The 22,877-nt window shown below is 45.0% G+C and carries 19 protein-coding genes and 3 riboswitches; of the genes, 10 read left to right on the plus strand and 9 right to left on the minus strand.

The features are described 5' to 3' along the window. Positions 1 to 61: 61 nt before the first annotated feature. The 4 genes from CPG39_RS12295 to pgeF all read right to left on the minus strand — a co-directional run bounded on the left by CPG39_RS12295 (position 62) and on the right by pgeF (position 3,578). Positions 62 to 1,321, minus strand: a complete 1,260-nt coding sequence (locus CPG39_RS12295; RefSeq protein ID WP_096293855.1) for an OFA family MFS transporter — start codon at positions 1,319 to 1,321, stop codon at positions 62 to 64. Between the two features lie 163 nt (positions 1,322 to 1,484). Continuing rightward, entirely contained in the window at positions 1,485 to 1,901 is a 417-nt protein-coding gene (locus CPG39_RS12300) for a DUF4019 domain-containing protein (RefSeq protein WP_096293857.1), read from the minus strand. 55 nt (positions 1,902 to 1,956) lie between these two features. Then, positions 1,957 to 2,757: a ZIP family metal transporter gene (locus CPG39_RS12305; RefSeq protein WP_096293859.1), complete on the minus strand. Its 801-nt coding sequence runs from the start codon at positions 2,755 to 2,757 to the stop codon at positions 1,957 to 1,959. Positions 2,758 to 2,831: 74 nt separating this feature from the next. Next, positions 2,832 to 3,578, minus strand: coding sequence for a peptidoglycan editing factor PgeF (pgeF, locus tag CPG39_RS12310; protein ID WP_096293861.1), 747 nt, complete (start codon positions 3,576 to 3,578; stop codon positions 2,832 to 2,834). Between the two features lie 243 nt (positions 3,579 to 3,821). Here pgeF and CPG39_RS12315 point away from each other — a divergent pair, with 243 nt between their 5' ends. From CPG39_RS12315 to CPG39_RS12350, 8 genes are all read left to right on the plus strand, one after another. Continuing rightward, complete coding sequence (locus CPG39_RS12315; RefSeq protein ID WP_096293863.1) at positions 3,822 to 4,979, plus strand: ankyrin repeat domain-containing protein; 1,158 nt, start codon at positions 3,822 to 3,824, stop codon at positions 4,977 to 4,979. Positions 4,980 to 5,014: 35 nt separating this feature from the next. Then, positions 5,015 to 5,755 carry a glycerophosphodiester phosphodiesterase gene (locus CPG39_RS12320; RefSeq protein ID WP_096293865.1) on the plus strand — a complete coding sequence of 247 codons (741 nt, stop codon included), beginning with the start codon at positions 5,015 to 5,017 and terminating at the stop codon, positions 5,753 to 5,755. Next, entirely contained in the window at positions 5,752 to 7,341 is a 1,590-nt protein-coding gene (locus CPG39_RS12325; RefSeq protein WP_096293867.1) for a glycerol-3-phosphate dehydrogenase/oxidase, read from the plus strand. The genes CPG39_RS12320 and CPG39_RS12325 overlap by 4 nt, the downstream gene beginning before the upstream one ends. Further along, positions 7,257 to 8,735, plus strand: a complete 1,479-nt coding sequence (locus tag CPG39_RS12330) for an FGGY family carbohydrate kinase (protein WP_231990308.1) — start codon at positions 7,257 to 7,259, stop codon at positions 8,733 to 8,735. The genes CPG39_RS12325 and CPG39_RS12330 overlap by 85 nt, the downstream gene beginning before the upstream one ends. Before the next feature lie 181 nt (positions 8,736 to 8,916). Next, complete coding sequence (locus CPG39_RS12335) at positions 8,917 to 9,507, plus strand: protoglobin domain-containing protein (RefSeq protein WP_013648389.1); 591 nt, start codon at positions 8,917 to 8,919, stop codon at positions 9,505 to 9,507. Positions 9,508 to 9,599: 92 nt separating this feature from the next. Further along, the gene (locus CPG39_RS12340) at positions 9,600 to 10,325 is read left to right on the plus strand and encodes a glycosyltransferase (protein WP_096293869.1); all 726 of its coding nucleotides are present in this window, start codon (positions 9,600 to 9,602) and stop codon (positions 10,323 to 10,325) included. A 313-nt stretch (positions 10,326 to 10,638) separates the two neighbouring features. Further along, positions 10,639 to 10,725: riboswitch (cyclic di-GMP riboswitch) on the plus strand. Between the two features lie 108 nt (positions 10,726 to 10,833). Then, complete coding sequence (locus CPG39_RS12345) at positions 10,834 to 11,997, plus strand: glycoside hydrolase (RefSeq protein ID WP_096293870.1); 1,164 nt, start codon at positions 10,834 to 10,836, stop codon at positions 11,995 to 11,997. Between the two features lie 189 nt (positions 11,998 to 12,186). Then, positions 12,187 to 12,273, plus strand: a riboswitch (cyclic di-GMP riboswitch). Positions 12,274 to 12,426: 153 nt separating this feature from the next. After that, positions 12,427 to 12,513: riboswitch (cyclic di-GMP riboswitch) on the plus strand. A 106-nt stretch (positions 12,514 to 12,619) separates the two neighbouring features. Beyond that, entirely contained in the window at positions 12,620 to 13,786 is a 1,167-nt protein-coding gene (locus CPG39_RS12350) for a glycoside hydrolase (RefSeq protein ID WP_096293872.1), read from the plus strand. A 217-nt stretch (positions 13,787 to 14,003) separates the two neighbouring features. Here the strand turns inward: CPG39_RS12350 and CPG39_RS12355 are convergent, their stop codons facing one another. The 5 genes from CPG39_RS12355 to CPG39_RS12375 all read right to left on the minus strand — a co-directional run bounded on the left by CPG39_RS12355 (position 14,004) and on the right by CPG39_RS12375 (position 21,355). Next, the gene (locus tag CPG39_RS12355) at positions 14,004 to 16,445 is read right to left on the minus strand and encodes a Lon protease family protein (RefSeq protein ID WP_096293874.1); all 2,442 of its coding nucleotides are present in this window, start codon (positions 16,443 to 16,445) and stop codon (positions 14,004 to 14,006) included. A gap of 392 nt (positions 16,446 to 16,837) precedes the next feature. Then, positions 16,838 to 18,793 (minus strand): CRTAC1 family protein, encoded by a 1,956-nt coding sequence (locus tag CPG39_RS12360; RefSeq protein WP_096293876.1) that lies wholly within the window; start codon positions 18,791 to 18,793, stop codon positions 16,838 to 16,840. An 80-nt stretch (positions 18,794 to 18,873) separates the two neighbouring features. After that, entirely contained in the window at positions 18,874 to 19,146 is a 273-nt protein-coding gene (locus tag CPG39_RS12365) for an oxidative damage protection protein (protein ID WP_013648382.1), read from the minus strand. Between the two features lie 101 nt (positions 19,147 to 19,247). Continuing rightward, on the minus strand, positions 19,248 to 20,606 hold the full coding sequence (argA, locus tag CPG39_RS12370) for an amino-acid N-acetyltransferase (protein WP_096293878.1): 1,359 nt from the start codon (positions 20,604 to 20,606) through the stop codon (positions 19,248 to 19,250). 2 nt (positions 20,607 to 20,608) lie between these two features. Continuing rightward, a complete protein-coding gene (locus tag CPG39_RS12375) occupies positions 20,609 to 21,355 on the minus strand; it encodes a 16S rRNA (uracil(1498)-N(3))-methyltransferase (RefSeq protein WP_096293880.1) in 747 nt (248 codons plus the stop codon). A gap of 167 nt (positions 21,356 to 21,522) precedes the next feature. Here CPG39_RS12375 and CPG39_RS12380 point away from each other — a divergent pair, with 167 nt between their 5' ends. Together CPG39_RS12380 and CPG39_RS12385 are read left to right on the plus strand one after the other, a co-directional pair. Further along, entirely contained in the window at positions 21,523 to 22,083 is a 561-nt protein-coding gene (locus tag CPG39_RS12380) for a thioredoxin family protein (protein WP_096293882.1), read from the plus strand. Next, positions 22,083 to 22,871 (plus strand): inositol monophosphatase family protein, encoded by a 789-nt coding sequence (locus CPG39_RS12385; protein WP_096293883.1) that lies wholly within the window; start codon positions 22,083 to 22,085, stop codon positions 22,869 to 22,871. The genes CPG39_RS12380 and CPG39_RS12385 overlap by 1 nt, the downstream gene beginning before the upstream one ends. The last annotated feature ends 6 nt before the right edge of the window (positions 22,872 to 22,877 follow it).

The raw sequence follows: 22,877 nt of genomic DNA on the forward strand, positions 1-22,877 counted from the left end.
CTATAGCTGTATTTGTATCTGATTAATACGATTGCATTTTCCACATTGCATGTTACCTGGTTTATTGGCGTTTGACGGGGTTCAGTCCGATCGCGGCGATGATCATCCCAAGCAGTGCCAACCCCGTCACGATGGGAAATGCGCCTAAATAGCTACCGGTAATATCTTTGATATTGCCGGATATCAGCGTCCCAAGAATCGCACCGGCGCCATAAGCCGTATACACGATCCCGTAATTCTGCGCATAGTACTGCTTTCCGAAGAAGATTCCGGTTGAAGTGGGCGCCAGAGCAAGCCATCCACCCAGGCACATCCATAATAGGCAGAACGCAACTACATATAGCATCGCGTTTTCTTGTCCGAAAAAGAACATCAACAGAGATGCTGCAACAATCAGGGTAAATGAGAGTATCGCGGTATGTTTCGGGCCCAGCTTATCGGTAATGGCGCCAAATATGGGTCGCCCCAGGCCATTAAATACCGCAAACAGTGAAACAGCCAGCGCTGCCGTGGTTGCATCCAGTCGAGCTATTTCCGTGCCCACCGGGGATGCGATACCGATCGCCATTAATCCCGCCAGGCAACCGATGGTGTAGGTAGCCCATAGCGCATAGAAACTGGAAGTATTAAGCATTTCTTGCCGGGTGAGGCTTAATGCGGGCCGTACAGCAGTAGCGGTTGTTTCCGATCCTGCAGGCATCCATTCAGCGGGTGGAAAACTCAATAACTGTGCCAGAAGCGTAATAATTACGCCAAATGCTATCCCTGAATAAAGGAATGTGTTCATAATGCCTATATCCGGATTGCCGATCAGCGCTTTCATCAGTGGTGCTGTAATCAACGCCGAAATCCCAAACCCCATCACCGTTAAGCCGATCGCTAATCCGCTTTTCTGTGGAAACCATTTTGCGACCACCGCAATCGGGCAGCCGTAAACGATACCGACACCGGCACCACCGATGACTCCATATAAAAGAGTCAGGATAAAGATATCCGGTGAGAAGCTTGCAGTGATCCATCCCATCCCCACCAGCATGCCGCCCAGCATGGTGGTCTTTCTTGGTCCCCATTGTGCGATTAAATTGCCTGCCAGGGGCATCACGATTGCAAATACTGCCAGAAAGATCATAAACGGATAGCCACTTTGATTGGACGTAATATCCCATAAGCCTTCTAACGGTTTTCTGAAAACGCTGAATGCATAAATGGAACCTAAGCAAACATTGATCAATAATCCGACCAGAACGAACAGCCATCTGCCTTTTTCTGCGGCCATGCCCAGTATTATCAATGATTGTTCCGTGGTTTTGTCGTTGTTCATCAGGCTGGTTCTGGAGTTATTCGATTTATTTAATGCGCAGACCCACGGGATCAACGCAGATACGTGATTAACCAATGAAGGGGATGAAGACAAAACTGCGCTTGGCGGTTTATGAGCTATATTTTAAATGTGCGATTCTCCGTGGTTTTACCACGGGGAGTGTTTATTTGATGACATAGTCGCAAACTTGCCACGATTCATCCGCTGCCTTGACCAGCGTGACTGTCTCCAGAATCAGACCCTTTCCGGTGAAAGTGGTGTAGAACTGCAAAACCACGTAATCTCCGTCAGGAAATCCGGATAATGATTTTGTTGCACCCGCTGTGGCGATAAATCGGGTGTTTATGGCGCCACGCGAGGATCTGAGCGTAGTCAATGATTTCATCCAGACGGCTTCCGGTATTTTGGCTTTTAAGAGTGGGGATGAATTTTCCCAGCTTTCTTGATATTGTCCACCATCAACAAATTCCAGCCATGAGCGCGCACTGCTTTCAACCTTTTGAAGAATATCGCTATCATCGGCATGCACAGCATGAGTAAATAGAAGCAGCAGTAATATCGCGAATAATCGTTTTGTCATGAAGAAATCCCTAAAATTTTTGTACGTAGTCATTATTCCATTGGGTTAAGCTCGGTTATGCATGGGGAAAAATATTTCCAACCAGCCAGATGGAAGAGATTCCCAGCAAAATAAGAATCACTTGTTGAACGGTCGCATGAATCTCGGGACGTTTGTGCAGGCTGGGGATCAAATCCGACATCGCTACATAAATCATGCTCGCGGAAGCAATGCCTAGCAAGGGCAGGATTAAAAAGTCCATCTCATTCAGCATGAAATACGCAAGCACGCCTCCTACCAGCGTAGCAAAACTGGACACTACATTCAGCAGAAAGGCCATGCGGCGCGTATAACCGGAATTCAATAGAATGATAAAATCTCCGGCTTCCTGCGGTATCTCGTGCGCAATGATCGCAATCGAAGTCACAATACCGAGTTGCACATCCACCATGAATGAAGCTGCGATCAGGATGCCATCGACAAAATTATGGAAGGTATCTCCTACGATTACCATGATTCCACTGCGTCCATGATCATGCTCATGATGGTTGTCCGGGGTGGGTGCAAGGCCATGCAGCGGATCATGGGCTTCACAATCTTCCAAATGGCAATGGCGCCATAACACCAGCTTCTCCAGAATAAAAAAAACTAAGATACCGGATAATACGAAGAGGGTGACTTGTGTTGGATTATCTGCATGTTCAAGCGCTTCCGGGAGGGTATTTAAAAAAGCGACGCCCAATAATGCGCCAATAGCATAGGATATTAGTACTGAAAGCCATGAGATCCGGGCGTTGAGCGCCAATATAGCAGCAATTATCAAACTTAATACACCGCCCAGCAAGCTAACAGCAATAATCCAGGTAAGCGTTGACATAACACGAATTAAAAAAGAAAGGCGGGATTATACGCTGTTGCAATGCAATAAATCACAACATAAAGGACGAGAGTTTACTCAAGCCAGATTAGAGCAGCCATGCGCCCGGTTTCGCTGTCCCGTCGATAAGAAAAAAACCGCCCGGGATCACTGAAAGTACAGATTCCTCCGCCATAAATCCGAGTAATGCCGCTGTTTGCCAGGCGTTGCCGCGCCAATAGAAAAATATCCGCCAGCCATTTTCTTTCATGCCGATCATTCTTGACTACAAATGCCTGTTTCGCCCGTTCGTCATGGTGGACAAAGGTTTCGTACACATCGGAGCCGACTTCAAAGTGATCCGGGCCAATTGCCGGTCCTAGCCATGCTATCAGCTGATCATGATCCATTTGCATGGCTTTAATGGATTTCTCAATAATTCCTCCGGCCAGCCCGCGCCAACCCGCATGTATGATGCCGACGGTAGTGCCCGCGGTATTGCATATCAATACCGGCAAACAGTCGGCTACCATCACCGCGCAAACTGTTTTTCGTTTACGGCTGAAAGCCGCGTCTCCCTCCGGAATTTCCGTTGTCGCATGATCTATCGCGATCGGACTGGTACCGTGCACCTGTTTCAACCACCTGGGCTCGGCGGGTAAGTAATGGCGTAATAAAGCCCGATTTTGTGTTACATCGGCCAAATTATCATTGACGTGCGTTCCCAGGTTCAGCGAAGTATAAACGCCCTTTGCGCTACGGCTCACGCCGCCTGTGCGTGTTGTAAACAGCGCTTTTACATTGCCGGGCGCAGGCCAATCAGGAATGATCCAGTCATGCATAGTTATCGAACGTTAGATGTTATCCGGAAAAGTATCGAAAAATATAATTTATAAATCTTACAGCGATTTAATTGTAATCATTAGAATGCTTGTCTGCGCAACGAATTAAACCTAAAAATAGATATTTCTGAGTTAAAATATTGCCAATGAGACACAATCTATTCCAATGCATGTTGCATTGATCATTCAATCCCATTAATAACCCCGATAGTTGATAATAACAAGTCCGATATAGGTGTAACAATGAATGCTATAAAAGAATCAATCAGTACCATGTGCAAATTTTTCACAGGCGCAATCATCCTTATTTTTTTAGTGACATCCCTTGCACAAGCTGCGACCGAGGATGAAAACGAATTTCTTAAAGCCGCATTTTCCGGAAATATGGAAGCTATTAAGCAGCTATTGGAAAAAGGCGTCAATGTCAATTACCAAAACGAAATGGGATTTACCGCGTTGATTGTCGCTTCCCAGTTTGGGCATACCGATATTGTCGATGCGTTGCTGGAAAAGAATGCTGATGTCACTATTAAAAATGCGGGCGGTGTCACTGCATTAACCGTTGCTGCAAAAAATGGCTATGCCGACATCGTTAATACGTTGCTAGCCAAAGGTGCGGATATCAATGCTCAAACCACCGACGGTATTACGCCGTTGATGCTGGCAATACAAAAAGGTCATGAAGCGATTGTCGATACACTGATTGAGAAAGGTGCGGATGTGCAGCTGCAAACCCAGGAAAAACTTAACGCCTTGATCATTGCTGCCATGGAAGGCAAAAGCGCAATTGTCGATAAGCTTCTGGCCAAAGGTGCGAAAATTGATACGCAGGCATCTGACAATACCACCGCGCTATACATGGCCGCTAGAAATGGACATACGGCGATCGTCGAAACCTTGTTAGCGAAAAACGCTCCGGTTGATCTGGTAGCCATCAACAATACCACACCGTTGTATGTTTCTGCACAGAATGGTCATCTTGATATTGTCAATGCTCTGTTGGAAAAGGGCGCCAAAGTTGACGTAAAGGATGAAAATGATGCAACGCCTTTGATCTTGGCGTCATTAATGGGTCATGCTGAGGTAGTAAAGACACTCATCAAACATGGCGCTGTGGTGCGTCATCAAGCCAATAATGGATTTACCCCGTTGATTCTAGCTGCACAAAACGGACACGTGCCGGTTGTGGAAATTTTGTTGGATAGCGGCGCTGATATTAATCAGCAAAATGACGATGGCATAACGGCATTGATGTGGGCGGGCTTGCATGATCATGCAGAGGCGGTAAAAGTGTTGCTGAGCAGGGGGGGTGACGCAAAAATCAAAAGCAAAACCGGAAAAACTGCGGCTGAAATTGCTAAAGACCCTGCCATTATCGAGTTGTTGCAGGCCGCTCAATAATCACGTGATGCTATTCATAACCACGCTGCGCGAACATGAACTCGCTACCTGAAAAATGCAAGGTATTTGCGCATCGCGGTGCAAATCGGGAGGCGATGGAAAATACCCGTAGTGCTTTCGACAAAGCACTACAATATGCTATTGACGGCATTGAAACCGATGTGCAGCTGAGCCGCGATGAAGTCGCGGTGCTGTGGCACGATCGTTTTCTTAATAAAATCGGACTGAACGATAAGAACATCGATGATTTCGATTATCAGCAACTACAAACGCTGATTAATCCAGGTTCTGAGAATGAAGGCATTATGACTCTGCGGGATTTTCTGGGGACTTACCGCCAATGTTGCCATTTATTGATTGAAGTTAAAAATCGTGACTGGGAGCCATCCACCCGTCATCAAACAAAAATGCGCCAAACACTGGATTTGATCGGCAATGATCCTGATCAAAATATACTGGTTTCTTCCTTTAATCTTGCGAGTCTGGAGTATGCCCATTACCACCGGGCGGAGGTTCCATTGATTTATAACTTTGAAACCGATCAAACCATTACCGATGTACGCCGGTTACTCACTACCCATACTTTTCTGTATGGTTTTTGTCTGCCGATTTCAAACACCGATCAAGCCATCGTCAATTTATTGCATGATCATCGCAAGTGTGTCGGCGTGTATACCTGCAATAGCGATGTCGAGATTACTAAAGCCTTGCAGCTGGGCGTTGATATCCTGATCAGCGATTTACCTAATAAAGCGCTGACACTGCGCGATCAATGAAACGGGATTTTGCAGCCTTATCCGCTCAATCTTTCGATCTTTTGATTTGTGGTGGCGGCATCTATGGCGCCTGGACAGCCTATGATGCGGCGCTTCGTGGCCTGATAGTGGCTATCGTCGAACAAAACGATTGGGCTAGCGCAACGTCTTCCGCATCGACCAAATTAATTCACGGTGGTTTGCGTTACCTGGAAACATACGATTTCAAACTGGTCAGTAAATCTCTCAAAGAACGTACCATGCTGCTGCACGCAGCACCGCATCGTGTATGGCCGTTGCACTTCGGTGTTCCGGTTTACGCACAGCAGCGTCTCAACCGATTGCAACTAAAACTGGGCTTGTCGTTGTATGATTATCTGGCGGGTGACGCCAATACATCCATGCATCATCGCTATTATGATGCGCAGCAATTCAGTGCACATTTTCCCATGATTAGAGAAGATAGTCTGAAAGGGGGATTCACTTACGCTGACGCACAAACGGATGACGCACGATTGACCCTGGAATTGATTGCGGGCGCACAGACGGCCGGTGCTTGTTGCGTAAATTATTGTCGGCTGGTTCAGGTGTTGGACGTGGATGGGAAAGCCAATGGCGCATTCGTTCAAGATCAACTTACCCAAAACAAACAAAGAATTGATGCTAAACAAATTGTTTTTACGACGGGTCAGTGGCTGACTAAAGAGACGCCAAGCAATGCATGGTGCCGTCTTGCCAAGGGCGTTCATCTGGTCATGCCCGCTTTGTTGAATGCTGAAGCTTTGTTACTGACCTCCGCATCAGATGGTCGTGTATTTTTTATGATTCCTTGGTACGGCTTAACACTCCTTGGAACCACCGATACCGATTTCAAGGGCAATGTGGAGCAGGTTATAGTTGAAGACAGCGATATCGATTATCTGCTTGCTGCTGCCAATAGTTATTTGAAAACGCCATGGACACGCAGTGATATCATTGGCAGCTTTGCCGGCTTGCGGGTTTTTAAGCAAAATGCATCGACAACCGCCTCCAGTTCACCTTCAGTAATCAGCCGTGATTGGGAATTAAAAACAGCACCCGATGGAGTACATTATGCGATTGGTGGAAAAATTACTTCGTCACGTCAGGATGCTGCACGTATCGTCGATGCTGTTTGCGCACAACTGGGTATTTCACCACCTTGCGCTACTCAGGATCGTCCGTTCCCCTGGACACCGCAGGAAGATTTCATGGCTTGGTGCGCCCGTATATCTGAACAAGCGACGCAACTGGGTATTGATGCGGAAAGTGCTCGATGGCTATTGCGTCGCCACGGGGTACGTGTCGTAGAAATTTTCCAGCGGATCGAAATGATGCCTGAGTTGGCACAACGCATTATTCCAGCGTTACCCTTTATTCGTGCCGACTTGATGTATTGTGCCGAAACCGAGATGGTTATGCACCTGGATGATCTGCTGCGCCGCCGTTTACCATTGCTCATTATGACAAAGCTAACCGAAGAGCAATTGCTGCAGATTGCGCAGTGGGTAGCAGGTGGCTTGAATTGGAACGGTACGCGGATGACGCTGGAAATTACACGTTGCAAAAATTATCGGAGCATGCAGTGATAGTGGCGCTCGCGCTCGATTTGGGTACGACATCCATCAAAGCAGCTTTGATGGATCATCACGGAATACTCCGGCACATTGTCACCCACCCGGCACCTGCTATCGACAGCTGCGATGGGCGATACGAAAGCAATGCATCGCAGTATGCTGCCGTTGCTGAACAGGTTCTCACTGAATGTCTTGTACAAACCCAGATTAAGAACAATCCACCGCTGGGATTGTGCAGTCAACGTTCGTCTTTTTTACTCTGGGATAGAATCACCGGTAAACCGGTAACACCATTAATTTCCTGGCAAGATGACCGTGGCGCAAGTTGTTGCGACCGTCTGCAGATGTCCTCAAATACCATTCACAAACTTACCGGCTTACGGCTAACGCCTTATTATCTGGGGCCTAAGTTGAGTGTACTGTTGCAGGAAAATCCGGCATGGCGGGAGAAACTTATTCAAGGTGAATGGCTGGTGGGTACATTGGATACGTTTTTGATTTGGCGCTGGACCGGTAAGCAGCACTTTATCACCGATGCATCAATGGCCGCGCGTACGCTGCTGATGGATATACATCAGCAGCAGTGGGCAGATGTTTTATGTGGCTTTTTCGATGTTCCACGCTCGATTTTGCCGCAAATCAGACCTTCAACCGGATTGGATCTTACTTTAGACAATGGATTAATCTTACAAGCTAGCGTCGGCGATCAATCGGCGGCGTTGATTGCCAGTTTGGCAAATAATCAGAGCGAAGCTTTGGTTAATCTGGGGACGGGTGGTTTTGTGATTCGTTCGACTGCCAAGAGAGAAGTAGCGTTTAATGGATACTTACAAACATTGGTTTATCAAAACAGAAGCCGGCAAGTACAATTTGCTATCGAAGGGACGCTTAATTCCATTGCCTCAGCGTTTGCGCCTTACCCGGTCAATGAATGTTGCATCGAAGATCTGGCGTGCAACGATATTTTCTGCTTGGCAGAACCTAGTGGCTTGGGTGCGCCTTATTTTCGCAACGATTGGGGCATTCATTTTTCTCAGCCGGTCACCGGGTTCACCCCACGACAAGTTGCTTTACTGTTGCTCGAAGCGATTATTTTCCGGGTTGCGCGTATCCTGGAAGAGTTTCACCAGCATGCGCCGTTAACTCAGGTTTATTTATCCGGCGGTTTATCCGAGTTACCCTGCTTGCAATACGGCATTGCACAATGTGTTATTTTTCCGGTTTATCACTTGCAGCAGAAGGAAGCCAGTCTGCAAGGTACCGCTGCATTGGTCTGTGGAGTTAAAGCAATTTATCATCGGGAGGTGCAAAAAATAGAAAATAAGCAAACAGGCATCGCGCTCATGAAAAAGTATCGGCGTTGGAAAGAATGGCTGGATGCTTTATTAAGCACCCCGCACGGTTAATTTTAAAAAGTCTACCCGAATGAATCATCAATCCTGTAAAATCCGCCTCGCGAGCGGCACTTTTGTGCATGATCAGATTATTTATAACTTGTTGTTTCCATTTATAGAAACATGATATCAATCACATGGCATTCATGTGATTGATATCATGTTATTGTTTAACCTTTCAAAAGGAAGCCTTATGACAACCAATATACCTGGGTATACCTATGGCAGCGCTTCGCTGCAAAAATCTCCCGTATCCATGGATGATTTTGCCAAACTTAAACAAGCCAGCCTGTTTGGCGACGATGATGTACGTTACCTGAAAATGTCGCACGATGTACTGAAAGATCAAGTTGAACAAATCCTGGATGTATGGTACGGCTTTGTCGGTTCAACCCCTTTTCTATTGCACTATTTCACTAATGCAGCTGATGGTCAACCTAACATGGATTACCTGGGGGGCGTGCGTAAACGTTTTGGACAATGGATTCTTGATACTGCCAACGCCGAGTACAATCAGGACTGGCTCAATTATCAATATGAGATCGGATTGCGTCATCACAGCTCAAAGAAAAATACTACCGATAATGTAAAATCCGTACCTATCATTCATATCCATTATATCTTTGCGTTGTTGATCCCGATCACCACTACACTGCGTCCGTTTTTGGAAAAAGACGGCCATTCCCGTGACGACGTGGATCGCATGCAAGACGCATGGCGCAAATCGGTGCTGATGCAAGTGATTCTGTGGTCACAACCTTATATTAAGTCAGGCGAGTTCTAAGTTTGTAAGGGAGAGCGCAAGTGCTGTTCTCGCTCTCCCTCTCCCTATCAGTATTACTCTCATTTATTGCTTAAAAATAATTTTTTTGGTACATGCGCTTATCCGTCATCGTTCCCGCCTTTAACGAAGAACAACTGATTTTGGATTGTTTGAATTCCATCCAGGAATCTGTCAGCGCAAACTCAAAACCCGGTTTCACTTATGAGATTATCGTTGTCGACAACAATTCAACCGATAAAACTGCGCAACTTGCTACACAAGCTGGAGCGACAGTAGTATTTGAGCCGATCAATCAAATCGGGCGTGCGCGTAATGTCGGCGCGGCTGTCGCCACAGGGGAGTGGTTGCTGTTTGTCGATGCTGACAGCTTATTGAACTCTGGTATGGTTGCCGATATCCTGCAAATGATCGAAAGCGGAAAATATGTCGGTTGTGGTAGTGTAATGCACATGCCTAATTTACCGTGGTGGGGGAATGTTGCGATGTGGCTTTGGACGGTGCTATCAATCACCTTCCGTTGGGCATCCGGCGCACTGGTCGTATGTCGCGCTGATGCGTTCCGCGATGTCGGCGGATTTAACCAGGAATTATTCGCCGCTGATGAAATCGATTTAAGTCAATTGTTGAAAAAATGGGGACTCAAACACAGTCTGAAATTCACCATTCTGACTCATCATCCGCTGGTCACGTCACCCCGTAAAGTGCAACTGTACACCGGGTGGGAAATTGCCATGCAATTCTTTAGCGTATTATTCAGTCCTCGCAAGGCCCTGCAAAACAAGAAGAAACTTCCGATTTGGTATGATGGGAGGCGTTGATCTCAGACTAAAAAAGCAGTGTAGACACTGCATAATTAATGTTCAACTACTGCCCACATCCACTCTCAGTTCGTAAAATAAGGAAAAGCTATTTCATACTATTTTGTCAGGATGTGACAAAAAATGTCATATTTTTTGATCAAAAATAGGAGAAATAGCATTCCATGCAAATGATATTCGGGTACTGCATAAAGCTTTTACTCTTTTAATTTTCCTTTTATAGCAATATTTGTACGGCATTCATAGCTCTTAAGAGTGTAATGCGCATCGTAAAAATTAAATTGTGGCACAGTTTGTGCTTAGTTAGTTCTGTAACTTGAAAAGGCAAACTTTGCGAAAGCAGAGGGCGCAAAGTCACTGATCTAAAGGGAAAGCTCCCAATGATAGCAGGACTGCCAGGTAACGCCACTTGTTTCACTCACGTACTTACTTAGATAAGTCACGGGTAATAAAACTTCAGAGCGTATCCATGCAGTTCCTTTCTTGAAACTCTAAGGAGGAATTACTTATGAAAACCAATAATCAATTACTGATTATTAATTCGAAAACACTAACTATCAGCACGAGCATTAAACAAGCACCTATTTTAGTAATCGTACTATTATTTTTTGTCAGTATGATTTTAGTACCCTTGAACGTGGTAGCGGCAACAACGGATCCAACAGCTGTCAAATGGCATCCAGGACACTACTACATAATAAAGGGCTCCAGCAAAAATAATGCAACCTACTTGTCGCAAGTATATAGTGAGCTTGACGCAACACCAGCATTGAATGGAATGATGATTCGTTACTTCTGGAATGATCTGGAAAAAGCAAAAGGTGTATATGATTTTTCATCCATCGATAAACGCCTTGCTGAGTTGACTGCTAAAGGAAAGCGCCTTGTTATTCAGGTGCAAACAAAATCCTTCAATAAGAGACAAGTTGTGCCAACTTACATGAAGACAGCTGAGTATGAAGGCGGGGAATTTTACACTACTGATTATGGCAGTACAGAAATAAGAGGACGTAATATCAAATTGTGGAATCTCCAAGTACGCAGCCGCTTAATTGCTTTATTCAATGCAATGGGAAAGCGTTACAACTTACATCCCAACTTTGAGGGTATCGGCATGATCGAAACTGCCTTTGGAGAGCCTATTGAACCGATTACAAATGCGCAAGTTAATGGTTTTTATAATAATATGCTCGTTGTGCAGCAGAAAATGCGCCAATTTTTCCCTAATACGATGACAATTCAGGAAGTGAATTACCCGCGCCCAATTCTCGCATCATTCGTGGGTAGCCTCAAAGATATCGGAACTGCATTGAGTAGTCCGGACCTTTTTATCGAAGAAAAGGGCTTGAATTTTGAAGGAACAAAATATGATCCGCATAAGGGTGTTTATAATTACTATGAGGAATTTTCTGGTTTGATACCTATGGTTCCAACGGTTATGCCAAAGAATTATAAAAATACCAAAGGTGATGGAAGCGGATATGTGCCAACTGTTTCTCAGCTTCTGGCTTTTGCGCGAGATGAGTTAAAGGCTAACTACATCTTTTGGACACGGGAAGCACACTACCTTCAGGTATTGGAAGTATTGAATCAAGGTGCGCAGAAGACGACTGATGGTGCGGGCGGATTGAATCCTGTTTGCCCAGCTTCTTATTCATCTTGTGTGAAATAGCGATGATATTCCCGATAAACTGACGGGATGGAGTCTTGTGTTTTGATTGTGTTATAGCGTTACAGAGTAGATAGAAAGTAATAGCCTAAATTACTAAATTTCTTATATATGACTAATGTATTTTGTATTGTAACCAAGTGCTTATCAAATAGGGAGATCTATCTACAGCTGTAACAATAGAGAATTGAAAGATGAAAAAGGCAAACCCTGCGAAAGCAGGGGACGCAAAGTCACTGATCTAAAGGGTAAATACCCCAGGATGGCAGGGCCGCCAGATACCGCATCTCGTTTTAATCACGTATGTGAATAAACGAATCGAGCCATACAACTTCGAAGCGTATCCACGCAGTTCCTGCCTTTTAATTAAACTAAAAGGAGGAATCAAATGAACATAATCCCACGGTAGCGATAACCACACCCAAAGTCGCACTATGAAAAAGGCAAACTCTGCGAAAGCGGGGGACGCAAAGTCACTGATCTAAAGGGCAAATGCCCCAGGATGGCAGGACTGCCAGGTAACGCCACTCGTTTTACTCATGCATGAGGATGGACGAGTCACGAGTAATAAAACTTCAGAGCGTATCCATGCAGTTCCTACCTTAACTTTAAGGAGGAATTAATTATGAAAACCAATGATCAATTATTGGTTATCAATTCGATAACACCAAACACTAGCACAAGAGTTAAACCGGCGCATATTCTAGCCGCTTCATTACTGCTTATTATCAGTATGGTTTTAGCTCCGTTAAATGTATTAGCTGCAACAACTGATCCTACCGCCGTCAAATGGCATCCAGGTCATTATTATACAATCATGAGCTGGGGCAATAACAATTCTACCTATCTATCCCAGGTATATAGTGAGATCAAAGCAACCCCAGCGTTACGCGGAATACAAATGCGTTATCTATGGGCGGAACTTGAGAAATCAAAAGGAGTGTATGATTTTTCATCCATTGATAAGCGCCTCGCTGAACTGACTGCCAGAGATAAACGTCTGGTTATTCAAGTACAAACGAAATCATTTGATCCGAATTGGAAACTCGTGCCTGATTATCTGAAAGGAGCTGCATATGAAGGTGGGCAATTTCCTTTTTCGGATTATGGCTCCACCACTATTAGAGGATATAACATTAAGTTGTGGCATCCTCAAGTGCGTGATCGTTTGATCGCCTTATTTAAGGCATTGGGAGAGCGTTATAATTCACATCCTTACTTTGAAGGTATCGGTATGATAGAAAGCGCTATGGGTCAGCCTCTTGAGCCTGTATCAAGCGTACAAGCCGATGAGTTTTATGTGAATATGATTCAGGTGAATCAAAAAATGCGCTTGTTCTTTCCCAATACGATGACGATTCAGGAAGTCAATTATCCGCGCCCAGTTCTCAATTCATTAGTAACCCAACTCAGGGATATGGGAGCAACGCTAAGTAGTCCGGATACTTTTCAGGATGAAAATGGGTTGAGTTTTAAAGCTACACAATACGACCCCAATCAAGGAGTTTATAATTACTATTCGGATTTTTCTGGCATGATGGCTATGGCACCAACGGTTATGCGGAAAAATTATGAGAATACGAGAAATGATGGAACAGGCTATGTGCCTACTGTTTCTGAAATTCTGGTTTTTGCCCGAGATACCTTGCATGCAAACTACATTTTTTGGTCACGGGTTCCGGAATATAAAGATCAGGTGCTGGAGGTATTAAATTGGAGTGAGCAAAGAAATGATCCCGCCGGTGGATTAAGCTTCACTTGCCCCACAGTTTATACATCGTGCGCTAATTAATAGTTTTTTTTGATGAGTTTATGAGTTCGCCTATACTTTAAAAGTATAGGCGAACTTTCTTCCGGTACTTCCACGATTTTCTTGAAGATTTATCAGTTTGAACCAAACTAGCTGCGTAATTCCCTTTTGGTATAGTCCAATATTATTACCTATACTTTGTTAATTTTAAGATTGATGAGATAAAAATATATGAATGGAGGAATTCGATTACTTACTATCATTTACCCGACCGTGTCGGTAATCGTCGATGTTCGTTCCTAGGATGCTGTTGCAATTGACAAGCACGACGGAAGTTCAGCAGTGTTTTTTGTGCATAGCCTAAAACTGTATCGGAAGAATAATCATTTGTCAGGTTATCTGTGCTAATCCCTGTTGGAAGCCCGGTTAACAACGCCAGCCCCTCGATAACGTGCTGCATCGTATAAATTGTAAATGAACCCTGCTTTACCGCCTCAATAACTGAGTGATCCAACATTAAATGCGACCTGTTCTGATAAGGAATCAATACGCCTTGTTCACCGGTTAAACCTATTTTCTCGCAGAGTCTGAAATAACCCTCAATCTTGTCATTAATGCCTCCTACCGGCAAGATTTCACCGTATTGATTCAAAGCACCTGTTACTGCAATACTTTGTTTTAACGGCACCCCTGACAGCGACGACAACAGTGCGTAGAATTCCGCACAAGACGCAGAATCTCCTTCGATGTGGGTATACTCCTGCTCAAATACAATCGATGCACTAAGTGAGATTGGCGCAATATGGGCAAACAATCCAGTCAGATAGTTCTGCAATATCAACATGCCCTTATCATGAATCGGACCAGACATATCCACTTCCCGGGCAATATTGACTACCCCATCTTCTCCCGCGAATGCGCGCGCAGTAATACGCACAGGAGTGCCAAAACTGTGATCGCCCAAATCAATCTGCGTCAGTGCATTAAGTTGACCTACCTCCATTCCATGCGTTGCAATAGCGATTTCACCCTCAAGAATAGTTTCTTGCAAACGCAGGTCGGGATAGTTATGGCGTATTAAACGTGCTTGTAACGCTGCTAAAATATCTGCCACTTCCACCCTGTGACCGTCACGTGAATTGCAAAATGCGGCACTTTCCAGCAACAGCATTTCAGTACTGGCGAAGATAGCGCTCTGCCGCTTTTGATCCTCAACCTCCCGGTGCGATTCTTCCAGCAAGCGCGCCACCGCAGCCGCTGTGAAATGCGGCAGTTGTGCCGCAGTGCAGATATTGGCCACGAGTACCGCTGATGCTTGATAAGTTTCAGCGCTGGCGATAAAGCTTGCAGCGAAATCAACTTTAATCCGGAAATGCCGCATGAATTCTGGATCGATTTCCTGCAAATCGTAGTATGCGCTTTGCGATCCGATTAAAATAATTTTGACGTTTACTTCGACGGCTTCAGGTTCCAGAGACAGAAGTGCACTGGAAGTCAATAATGAGCCGCTCTCTTCGATTTGCAGCCGCTTGCTGCGCAAAAATCGCCGCAGTTTTATCCATAAAGAATCATCGGTTAATAGATCATCCAGGTGCAGCATAAGAAACCCGCCATGCGCTTTTAGCAAGCTACCGGCGCGAATACGCATAAGATCGGTCCTCAGTTTGCTATTTTCGAATTGATAATCAATGCTACCGAACAAGGAGGATATGGAGGGATTGTCCTCGATAAAAACAGGTGCTCCTTGTACATCCGCGTTGTCTACCACCAGATTGATCAGATAACGAGAGAAAATTCGATTTAATTCCGTCTGCTGCTTTTCTTCCTCGATATCATTTGCCTGAAACACTATCAAATTATCGAGAATATCCAATTCTATCTGCGAGAAAAAAGTCTTCAGCCGGTCGTTGAACTTTAATTCTTGCTGTAATCCGTTATAGATGTTCTCCAATGCAAGATTCAGTATAGGTTGAACAAGGCGCCGTTGCAGTACAGCCAATGCTTGGCTCCTTTCTTTCTCTATGCGTTTGAATTCGCCAAAATACTGTTCGATCGCTTCACGCAATTCCTGCTCGGCTTGCTCTATTTCAACCCTGCGTATCTTGGGCAACTTCAATAAATTTTCTGCTGTAAGAATTTCATTTTTTTCATTCAACATGGTAAAAACGATTTGCTCGTTCTCACGATGTATAGTGAAATGCAGAGATTCGGCAAACTTATCCAGCTCGATGTAAGCCTGATCCGTTGCGATCTTAAAGTTTTTTTCGATGTCATTACTGTGAAGCTTGAAATCTTGCCCATTCAAACATTGGCTTATTTCAATCGGAAGCGATTTCGCAAATTGCATCAGCGATTGACGCAACATTCGGCCTTGCCCGGCTGGTAAGTGCAAAGCCAAAGGTCTTTCAGGTGAAATAAAATCGTACAAATAGCACAAATCCGGTGACGGCTGCCTCGTTGCTGCTGTAGTCGTCATAGCTTGATGCAATAGAGTAGTGCGCCCTGATCCTGCTTCTCCTAGAACAAACAAATGATAATCCGGCTGCATCATATCTAAACCAAAGCGTGTGGCTACTTCCGCCCTTTCCTGACCAATCCAGGATAACGTGCATTGCAATAGTTCCGATGTATCGGAAAATCCCAGTGAATCCGGGTTGATGGTAAGACGTAATTGAGATGAATCTAGAGCGTTAGTCGACATATTGGGATAATGATTATAAAGCGAGAGTATTTCGCGAATTACCCGTATTGTATCTATTTAATAGATACTGAAAAAAATCTTTGTCAATTGCTATCGGGACAGTGACTTCTAATGGAGAAGTTAATACAAGTGTTACAGCGATTAAATTTTAATATGTTTGATTCCCAGTTTCTTGGGGCGAAGATGGGTTGGAAGGTGGTGGATTTAGAGTGTTTATAGTTTTCCTATCTTTTGCTGCAGGACGCTCATTTTACTCATCATTTTGGCTGGAAGATACACGGATATTGGACATTCTGGCGGAAATGATGATGGTAAAATGATGTATGGATGAACTAGCCGGTGTGCAACTGGAAATGACTAGATATCCCTGCACACGGTCTGTAATCGTTATATTACAAACGTGCACATCCTGGGTCTTCGCGAATTACGTGAATCTTGCCTGCAACGAGATCTGTAAGGTTTGTATGAATCCCTGAAGGCCACTCAACAATCACTGATTCGACCATAGAATTATTTGCCAGGCCAAAATGAAGTCGGCGATCGTCTTGAACGCCATTGCGTATCCCTCCTGCCTGCAGGCGAGCCTGTTGTTTGCCGCCAGCCGTGACTACGACTCGTGCACCGATACCATCGCGATTGGATTGGCAACCAATAAGATCAATCTTCAACCATTGGTTGCTTCCTCCTTTATTGCGCAAGAGAAATTGGCGTCCGTAATTAAATGGATATTCAAGCTCTCCTCCGTCGGTAACTAGCAGATCGAGATAGCCATCATTGTCATAGTCGGCTACGCTGACCTTTCCACCCTTGCCAATATTTCTGGTGCTTGCTCCACCTGCATCGGGTACAGGCACAAATGCTCCGTCAACATTTTCAAGCAAAACATTGTATCGATTGCGCAGACCATTAGCGCACGTAAGGTAAACATCGAGATCCATGTCATTGTCGAAATCGCCAACAGCCACCGAGCGACACGAATCTGTCAGTTCATAGCCAAAATTTTCATCAACAATAAACTCACCTTCGTGCCGGGATAGCATTACCAGCTTGCTGCTAAGATCTTTAGTCCAAAATTCACGCCCATCTGAAACTACTTTCTCAAATTCAGCATCGATTGCTCCAAATTTTGCTCGAAAAGCATCCGCCCCGCGAATCTCAACCCGCCACTGTCCGATATGCGGCACCCAACCGACATACATACCGGGGAGCGTTTGCAGCCCCAAGTTTACAATACCGCTCATCTCAGGGTTGGTGGCATCCAACTTCAATTTGATGAAATATCGAAGTTGACCCCGGACAACCTCGGAAACAAGTTCCGCTAAGTTACTGCCGGACTCACCGACGTGTATCATGCTAGGAGTCCAAGGATCAAACGCGCCATAAACGCGAATAGCCAGTTTGGTTGGTCCTTGAAGCCAGAAATTCAAACTTCCTTTTTCTATTGACGATATTCCATGTGCATCGACAGTAACCTGACGGCGGGTTTTGGGATCCAGTATCCATGAGCTTACCGTTGGAGTATGTAAAACCAACAGATTATCTTCCAGGTTTCCATCAAAGTCTGCCACCGCAGTATCCTGCAAGTATCTGAATTTATGTCGGGGTTCCTCAAGTATAGGTAAAGGTGTGGTGTCACCTAGCCGATACAGGTCCTGGGGATAAAATACCCAACCGGATGTCAGCAGGTGCACGGCAGAATCGAAGTAAGCCAATTGAGCGAATTCCCCGATAGTTTGTTTCGTCATTTCAGGCGTAGCATTAAAAGTCCCATCTTTTTCCTGCAACATCAACCGGCTGGGCCCGAGGTCGTCAAGTGGACGTTTTTTATTGACCATATAGAGATCCAGCAGACCATCATTATTCCAATCCAGCCACAGGGGTGTCCTGCCACGTCCAAAACTATCATTTAATCCACGCACTATGGCTTCATCAATTAGCTTGTTCGCATTGTTAACATAAAATGCCTTATCGTCGGCGGCTTTGCCTCCCCGGTTTCCGTAAAGTTCAATCAAATCCTGATCACCATCATTGTCAAAATCAGCCCAGGCACCCCCATGAGCATCGCGGAAAGAATTTCCTTCCCAAAATTCCTTCAGCCTCTCAGTGAAAGTACCATTGCCGTTATTGATATACAGCTGCGGTCGATTGGTATGGTTGCCCACCCAGATATCAAGCCAACCGTCTCCATTGAAGTCGCCCCACGCTGAACCGTAACCGGCTCGAAGTGTAGTTGTGAGACCCGCCGATTTAGTTTGATCTTCAAATGCGATTTCGGCGTTTAATGTTTGAATGCTTCCGAGGGAAAATACAGTAAAACAATAAGTTATTATTTTTATTAACTTAATCATTTATTGGTTTTTTGGATTATGGTTGTATCATGATTGTAATATGAATAACTGAAATTTGAATGCTCCGTCAGAATTCATGATTAATTTTTTGAAGGAATATAGCCGGCTGGTTGTTCCGCACCCGAACCAAAGAAGTGTGCTTCCAGTTGTTCTGCTAAATATTTGCGTGCTTTTGCGTCTGAAAGATTTAAACGGTTTTCGTTAACTAGCATGGTTTGGTGTTCGATCCATTGACGCCATGCTTCTTTGGAAACATTCTCAAAGATACGCTTACCTAATTCTCCGGGGTAGGTTTGAAAATCCAGACCTTCGGCTTCTCGGCCTAGTTTGATGCATTTAACCATTCTTGTCATTTCATGCTCCACATTAATCAAAAAAGATATTCAAAAGGAAAAAGCTGTCGTTGTGAGCGATTCCGTTGAGTAAGCCGTCTGTGCATATTTTGCACGATAAGCTACAGGTGTTTGATTAGAACCTTCGAGCGGCGCTGATAGTTATATAAATTCTGTTTGACTGGTGGTAATTCAGCAGTTGTGGCTTCGCTAAAGCCGTGTTCAATAAACCAGTGCGCTGCATGTGTGGTGAGTACAAATAAGGTATAAATATCTTGAGACATGGTTTCTTTTTCGATATGTTTAAGTAGATGACTTCCATATCCCCGGTCGCGATAATTCGGATGAATTGCCAGACAGGCAAGTTCGCCAGCGTGTTCTTCGGAGAAGGGATACAGAGCTGCGCAACCTAGCATACTGCCGTCATGCTCTAGCACTGTAAAGCGGTCGATTTCAATTTCCAATAATTCACGGCTACGCCTGACCAGAATACCTTCGGCTTCCAGTGGCTCAATCAGCTGCAGAATACCGCCGACATCTTCAATTTTCGCTTTTCTGAGCGTTTGCAGCGTTTCTTGCGAGATCATCGTACCGATGCCATGATGGGTGAAAAGTTCTTGCAAGATGGCACCGTCGTTATGACGGCTGATCAAATGCGTGCGTGTCACACCCATTTCACAGGCTTTGGTAGCCGATTGCAGCCAGGGACGGATCGTATCCGCTAATAACGGTGTTGTTTCCGAAGTCTTATTTCTCAATAATAAATTGCTTTCCGCAATCGTGAGTTCGCGGGGCAGTAATTCCGGTTTGTTAGTATCGGATGAATTGTAATCCGTGGTATCTAGTAAAAAAATCAGCTTCTCGGCTTGCAACGCGATTGCCACTTCGGTGGCTACATTTTCCATTGTCAAATTGAATATCTCGCCCGTTGGTGAGTAACCCAAAGGTGAAATCAGCACTACATCACCTTGCTCTAGACGCGAATGAATTGCCTGTGCATTGATTTTACGTACCTTCCCCGTGTGCATCAAATCAACGCCTTGTATGATTCCATGCGGACATGCAGTAACAAAATTCCCGCTGGTGACACGAATAGCTGCATTGGCCATCGGTGAATTGGGTAATCCCATTGACAGTAACGCAGCAATTTCATGATGCACGCGTCCTACGGCTTCTTTGACACATTGCAATGAAGCAGGATCAGTGACGCGCATACCCATAACGGTTTGGGTTTCCAATTGTGATTCATTCAGGCGCAATTGAATTTGCGGGCGTGCACCATGCACTAAAACCAGTCGGACACCAAGACTGGCAAGCAAGTTAATATCGTGAATGAAGTGCACAAATTTTGCATCGGTGATTATTTCACCACCAAAGCCTAGGATAAAAACTTTGTCACGAAATGCATGAATATAGGGTGCAACTGAGCGAAACCAGGAAACAAACTCAGCCATGGTATTCATTTTATTGTTGATAGCCATTGTCAATAATCTCCCCAGAGTGCCTGCATGGCTGCAATCGTCGCTAAAGCCGCACTTTCGGTACGCAGTATGCGTTTCCCGAGGCGCAAGGGAATGAAGCCGGAATATGAAATGGCTGTTTCTTCTTCTGCTGTAAACCCGCCTTCAGGGCCGATCACAAGCGTTATATTGGCATCAGCAGCTGGTTTAGATATGTTTTTTAATCCGTTTGTGGTTTGGGTGGACAGCATGAGATGCATATCATTCGCGCAATGAGAAGTTTTCTTCTGGCTCAACCATTCCGCTAGTGGAATTAATGGGAGAACTTGCGGTAAACAGTTTCTGCCACATTGTTCGCAGGCAGAGATGATAATTTTTTTCCAGTGTTGGAGGCGTTTATAAGAGCGCTCATCGGATAAATGCACGATACTGCGAGCAGTGAAAACCGGTTGAATACGAGTTATGCCCAGTTCTACTGATTTTTGTATGATCCAGTCCATTTTCTCGTTGATGCAGATGGCTTGAGCGAGCTCTATGGACAACGGTGATTCCCGATCGGTATTGTGATAAGCATCGATCAACACCGTGGCACTGGATTTGCTGATTGCTTCAATATGTGCAGAAAATTCTCCACCAAGTCCGTTAAATATCGTGATTGGATTACCATTCTTCAGCCGTAGCACCCTTGTCGCATGATGCTTGTTTTCAGCGGATAATTCGATGATTTTTCCTGGGGTGATTTCTTCAGGATGATAAAAGCGCGCATGCATGATGAACTGGTGTTAGGAAAGCGACAGAGCAAGTGACAAATTCAATAAATGGACTCATGTTAATATAACACGTTATGAGTCTGGCATTGTTTGCCCAGTGAGTAGATTTTAAAGGCAGCAAGCTGAAAAATAAATTTTTGCAGCATTTTCAAGTGTAGGAGGTGTATATGGCAAGTTTGGAAACACCGGTGTGCGATTTTGGCTGGAAAGCCATTGATTTTGATTTGCCGGGTGTCGATGGCAAGCGTTATAACCTGGCGTCTGTAAAAGGTGAAAACGGACTGCTGGTGATGTTTATTTGCAATCATTGTCCGTATGTCAAGGCGGTGCAAGATCGGATTATTCGCGATGTCGATGAATTGAAACGCCATGGTGTAAATGCTATTGCGATCATGTCGAATGATCCCGCGGACTATCCGGAGGATTCTTTTGAGAATATGGCTCTAATTGCGAAACAGCTGAATTATCCTTTTCCGTATGTCTGGGATGAAACCCAGGAAATAGCTAAGCAATATGGGGCAGTATGCACTCCCGATTTTTTCGGTTTCAATAATCAGCTGGAGTTGCAATATCGCGGACGTCTGGATGCCTCGCGCAAAGAAGCGGCACCCACAGATGTTCGTCGCGATTTGTTTCAAGCCATGGTGCAGGTTGCAAAAACTGGTCATGGTCCGGAAGAGCAGATTCCCAGCATTGGTTGCTCAATCAAGTGGCGTTCGGAGTCATAGTGCTAGAGGATGTTATTACGGCTGTAAAGGAGGTTGCCCAGCAAGTCATCATGCCGCGTTATCTGCGGGTAGACAGGCGGCTTAAAGCGGATGGCAGTTTTTTTACCGAGGCGGATGTTGCGGCACAAAATGCTTTGCTGGAAAGATTGCAAAAAATTCGCCCCGCTGCTGCCATGGGTGAAGAAATGACCCAGCAGGAACAAGAGGTGCAGTGGATTAAGGGAAATACAGGATTGTGGAGCGTAGATCCGATTGATGGTACTTCCAATTTCTTCAATGGGCTGCCTTATTTTGCGATTTCTGTGGCTTTCATGGAACAGGGGAAAGGTGTTTTGGGCGTAATTTATAATCCGGCAACCGATGAGATGTTTTATGCAACTCAAGGTGGTGGCGCTTTTTTGAATGGGGTCGCGCTACCTCTCAAGCGATATGTTCCGACATTATCAAGCGCTATGGCAAATATTGATTTGAAACGACTCGACCGAAGATTCGCAGCCAAAGTGGCTGCCTTCCCGCCGTTTGCATCACAAAGAAATTATGGTGCTTGTGCGCTGGAGTGGTGTTATACCGCTGCGGGTTATTTTGATTTGTATTTGCACGGTGGGCAGAAACCTTGGGATTATGCGGCTGGATCGCTGATTCTTAAAGAAGCGGGTGGCAGCATGTGCGGTTTTGACAATGATGATTATTGGGCTGGATCGCTGTGGCATCGATCTGTAATTGCGGCATTGGATCCTGGGTTATTCATACAGTGGCGTGATTGGGTGCGCGCAAATCGCAAGGAATAGGGAAAG

It is taken from the genome of Nitrosomonas ureae (assembly GCF_900206265.1).
Lineage (GTDB): Bacteria > Pseudomonadota > Gammaproteobacteria > Burkholderiales > Nitrosomonadaceae > Nitrosomonas > Nitrosomonas ureae_C.

Coding starts and splice junctions, on each gene's coding strand:
- pgeF (WP_096293861.1), bottom strand. CDS start 3,578: ATGCATGACTGGATCATTCCTGATTGGCCTGCGCCCGGCAATGTAAAA.
- CPG39_RS12350 (WP_096293872.1), top strand. CDS start 12,620: ATGAAAACCAATGATCAATTATTGGTTATCAATTCGATAACACCAAAC.
- CPG39_RS12360 (WP_096293876.1), bottom strand. CDS start 18,793: ATGATTAAGTTAATAAAAATAATAACTTATTGTTTTACTGTATTTTCC.
- CPG39_RS12305 (WP_096293859.1), bottom strand. CDS start 2,757: ATGTCAACGCTTACCTGGATTATTGCTGTTAGCTTGCTGGGCGGTGTA.
- CPG39_RS12325 (WP_096293867.1), top strand. CDS start 5,752: ATGAAACGGGATTTTGCAGCCTTATCCGCTCAATCTTTCGATCTTTTG.
- CPG39_RS12345 (WP_096293870.1), top strand. CDS start 10,834: ATGAAAACCAATAATCAATTACTGATTATTAATTCGAAAACACTAACT.
- CPG39_RS12365 (WP_013648382.1), bottom strand. CDS start 19,146: ATGACAAGAATGGTTAAATGCATCAAACTAGGCCGAGAAGCCGAAGGT.
- CPG39_RS12355 (WP_096293874.1), bottom strand. CDS start 16,445: ATGTCGACTAACGCTCTAGATTCATCTCAATTACGTCTTACCATCAAC.
- CPG39_RS12315 (WP_096293863.1), top strand. CDS start 3,822: ATGAATGCTATAAAAGAATCAATCAGTACCATGTGCAAATTTTTCACA.
- CPG39_RS12340 (WP_096293869.1), top strand. CDS start 9,600: ATGCGCTTATCCGTCATCGTTCCCGCCTTTAACGAAGAACAACTGATT.
- argA (WP_096293878.1), bottom strand. CDS start 20,606: ATGGCTATCAACAATAAAATGAATACCATGGCTGAGTTTGTTTCCTGG.
- CPG39_RS12300 (WP_096293857.1), bottom strand. CDS start 1,901: ATGACAAAACGATTATTCGCGATATTACTGCTGCTTCTATTTACTCAT.
- CPG39_RS12335 (WP_013648389.1), top strand. CDS start 8,917: ATGACAACCAATATACCTGGGTATACCTATGGCAGCGCTTCGCTGCAA.
- CPG39_RS12320 (WP_096293865.1), top strand. CDS start 5,015: ATGAACTCGCTACCTGAAAAATGCAAGGTATTTGCGCATCGCGGTGCA.
- CPG39_RS12295 (WP_096293855.1), bottom strand. CDS start 1,321: ATGAACAACGACAAAACCACGGAACAATCATTGATAATACTGGGCATG.
- CPG39_RS12380 (WP_096293882.1), top strand. CDS start 21,523: ATGGCAAGTTTGGAAACACCGGTGTGCGATTTTGGCTGGAAAGCCATT.
- CPG39_RS12375 (WP_096293880.1), bottom strand. CDS start 21,355: ATGCATGCGCGCTTTTATCATCCTGAAGAAATCACCCCAGGAAAAATC.